We start from the raw sequence: 4,353 nt of genomic DNA, 5'->3' as shown, positions 1-4,353 counted from the left end.
AAAAATCATGTATTGGGTAGAGTATCGATAGTGGGAACTAACTTCGGAACTAATGCCGCAGATATCGTAGTTTCCTTTGGAGGCACACAATCACCTACTATCAATAGTATAAATGACAATGAGATCGTATGTGAAGTACCTGCAGGCGCCACTTATGACAAAGTCTCAGTTACTCGTCTATCTAGTCAAAAAACAGCATACTCACCTCACGATTTTACGCTTAGCTTCGGGGCAGAAAATTTTAGTATAAGCAATTTTGGCGCTCAACAAAAATTCACTTCAGGTGATGGATTAATTGACCTTTGTGCCTGCGACTTTGATGGCGATGGTCTGGCTGACGTAATTGGAGCAAATAACAACACAAACTTGTTTGGTATACTGAGAAACATTAGCACGCCTACCCTCATAGATTTTGATGAATCTAACTTTAACTTAAACTCACCTGTCACAAGTGCATCGTGTGGTGATCTTGACGGAGATGGAAAACCAGATTTGGTTTTTTCAAAATCCGGAACAAATACAAATCGGGTTTTGGTTTTGAGAAATAACAGCACACTCGGAAATATTTCATTTGAAGCTGCAAAATTCTTTAATACATCAGGCTCTAACACGCGCAAAATTGCGATTAATGACCTTGATAAAGATGGCAAGCCAGATCTCATAGTTACTAATGAATCGAACAACCAGTTAAGTATCTTGAAAAATACAACTGTGGGCTCAAATATAAGTTTTGCATCATCACTTGCTCTTTCAGCCAACGGGGCCAGTAACACAGGAGCTATTGCATTAGTTGATCTAAATAACGATTCCTTCACCGATATAATAGCTTCTACAGTAATCGGGAGTGACCTATATGTATTTATTAATAATAGTGCAGGTGGTACACTCAACTTTAGTGAATCAAACCTTGTAGACCTACCGGGCAACCTGGTTAATATCAAAGTTGGAGATCTCAATAATGATATGCTGCCAGAAATAATAGCTACGCAGTTCTTAAATGATCAAATATCGATCGTTCCTAATACCTCATCAGGAGATAATATTTCATTTGGCACTCCAATAAACATCAATGTTATTGACCGACCTTGGGGTGTCGATCTGGGTGATATCAATGGAGATCGAAAGCTCGACATATTAGTAGGCTCAACAAGCAACGATAATCAGATAGGATTATTAATTAATACATCGACAACCGGTTCTCCTACCTTTGCTCTAAACACACTTAATACTTCTGAACCCAATAGAAATGTCAAATTTGTTGATGTTTCAGGTGAAGGCAAGCCCGATATTGTATTCACCAGTAGTGATGGCAATATATCAGTATTTCGTAATACCAATTGTCTTGAGGCTATTATTACTCCAGGAAATGATATAGTAGCTTGTGTAGGTCAAAATATAAGGCTGTCTACACCAGCTGGTACAGATGCAACTTATCAATGGACAAAAGACGGAGCCAATTTCGCTACAACCCCTTCTATAAACGTAACAGTTTCAGGTGCCTATGAAGTTACCACTACTTCAAGTGCTGGGACTTGTATTAGTACTTCCAATACAATTAATGTTACAATCAACCCGGGTACCATCCCTGCCAAACCCAGCGGTAGTTCAAATTCACCGGTCTGCGGAGGCGAAACACTCAATCTATCTGCCAACGCTACTAATGCAACCTCATACTTTTGGTCAGGACCAAACGGTTTCACGTCAACATTACAAAACCCTGACATAACTAATGTAAGCAGTGCTGCGGCTGGTAAGTACACTGTTTTCGGAATAAATGGTGACTGTACCGGGGAACCAGAATTTATTTTTGTAGATATTCAAAATACACCAAGTGTCGAAATTACTTCAGATGAGCCCCTCGAGTTTTGCGCTGGTGATGATGCTACCTTAATTATAGAACAGCTTAATGCTGGCACCGGAGCAACTTATCAGTGGCTAGAAAATGGCTCTCCAATAGCCGGAGCCAACAGTAACGAGTATGATGCTACATCAGCAGGTAATTATTCACTAAGAGTAACCAATACAAATGGGTGTTCAACAGTTTCAAATGTATTAACTACGCTATCTTTAACCCCACCTATTGCTGAATTCAGTGTAGCAAATACTGCCTGTGTAGGTACAGATATTTCCTTTACCAACACCTCACAAGTAGACCCATCGGCCACTGCCACATATAGTTGGGATTTTAATGATGGAAATACATCAAGTGAGATTTCTCCTGTTCATGTATATAATACAGCTTCGACATTCAACGTAGGGCTAACTGTTTCCTATGGCTCCTGTTCAGATGTATTCAATCAAACGGTTGAAGTAAACCCGGCAATTACTGTAGAAATAGAAAGAGATGAGACTTCTGTATGCGAAGGAGATAGCATTAGACTTAGTGCTACCAGCGGTTATGAAAGCTACAGTTGGTCTTCAGGACAAACTGACTCAGTAATATTTGTAACCACATCTGGCACTTATACTGTCGATGTAAGTAACTCAAGTGGTTGTACAGCCTCGGCATCAATGGATGCTACAATTAACCCCCTACCATCTTTAACAATTGTAGCTAGCGACACCCTGCTTACATTGGGTGATTCGACAATACTTACGGCTAGTGGAGCTGAAACATATTTGTGGAGCCCAAGTTTAAGTTTAAGTGATTCTGCAGGAAATATTGTAATAGCGAAACCGGACTCACCCACTACCTACAATGTTATTGGTACAGATAGTAATGGTTGTCAGGCAAGATCGGCTATAAGAATACTTGTTACACGTGATGAGCCGGATGGAATAGACATCTCAGCTCCAAAATTGTTTTCTCCTAATAATGATGGCATAGATGATTTTTGGATTATAGATGGCATTGAAAATTATCCGGATTGTGAGGTGATAATATTCAACAAAACCGGAAGAATTGTTTATCAAAGCCAACCATATATAAATGACTGGAACGGGTTAAGTGAAGGACAACCACTTGATCAGGATGTTTATTATTATGTAATAAGATGCAGTGGAGATAATGCTGCAACAGGAACTGTGATGATTGTTAGATAGGCTTACACTATGGTTTATAGACTACTTTTATTTTTTTCAATTTACCTAATTGCATTACCCACATTTGCAGATGATCCAGATCGTCTCGAAGTTATAAAACTCCGGGATAATAATAAATGTGATGAATCTTTACCTGACAATGGATCTGCCCGAGCCTACATAGTTGATGACGAAGGAGATATCGAAGATGATGATGAAGATTATACCTTTACATGGTATGTGGGTGACCCGCCCTCTGGCGCTCCTGTATTTGTGGGAAGTACATTTACTCAAATGGCAGAGGGTACCTACACGGTTATTGTAGAGAATGATGAGAACAAAAATGACGAAGATTATTTCACAGATACCGTCACAGTTGTCATTAACAGAACAAACATTGGCCCCACCATCAATTTACATCAGAAAAAAGATGTAAAAGATTGTAAGAAAAATGATGGTGAAATTGAAGTTCGCGTTTCGTATGATTTCGGTGGAGGTCACACACACGACAATATACAGGACTGTAGACACAATGTTTGTTTTACTTTCGTATGGTTTAAAACCAGTGACATTGGTGGAGACACAATTGCTATCGGAAATGAAGCAAAAGGTCTGAGCGCAGACTCATATACAGTTATTGTCACTGATGATAATAGCGGATGTACTAACACATTGACTGAAGTAGTCGAGCAGGAAAGTGAGATACCAACAGTTCAGGCAAATATCGTTAGTGAAATTACCGATTGTAGCGATTTGAATGGTGGAGAGATTACCGCATTTGTTGCCGGAGAAAATAGCAATAAATATGAGTTTAACTGGTATATAGGGAGCTCTGTAAAACCAAGTCCTGATTATGGCAATCAGGAAACCATAACTAACCTAACAGCAGGTCAGTACACTGTCACAGCTGAGCGAAAAAGCACAAAATGTATTTCTGATCCCCTTACTGTTACTATAAATGATTTAACCACAAACCCGTCAGTAAATATTACGATAGATAATGAACAAACATCATGTGATGCCGGAAACCCAAATGGAACCCTATCCGCCACAGCTGATGGTGGCACAGCCGGCCACACCTTCGAGTGGTTTGATGGTCAAAATACATTACCTGCTAACTCCCTGGGCTTTGGTGCCACAATCACGGGATTAGATGCAGGTTTTTACACTGTTGTTGCTACTGATAATAGTGATAATTGCTCAGCTGAAGAGGAAATCGAAATAACAGATAACCTAACCAGCCCCACATCAATTAATACTTTCACTGTAGACCAGACTGACTGTACGCCCGCCAATGGCGAAGTCAGTGCCGATGTAGGTGGTGCAACCGCT

2 protein-coding genes are annotated in these 4,353 nt (G+C 39.9%); both read left to right on the top strand.

The features are described from left to right. Window positions 1-3,042 (top strand): FG-GAP-like repeat-containing protein (locus E1176_RS05190; protein ID WP_155209506.1); only part of this gene is annotated, 3,042 nt, incomplete at its 5' end. A gap of 9 nt (window positions 3,043-3,051) precedes the next feature. Then, a partial coding sequence (locus E1176_RS05185) for a hypothetical protein (protein ID WP_155209505.1) occupies window positions 3,052-4,353 on the top strand: 1,302 nt, incomplete at its 3' end.

Source organism: Fulvivirga aurantia (assembly GCF_009711475.1).
Classification (GTDB): Bacteria; Bacteroidota; Bacteroidia; order Cytophagales; family Cyclobacteriaceae; genus Fulvivirga; species Fulvivirga aurantia.
This window is presented reverse-complemented; position numbering and strand designations above follow the sequence as displayed.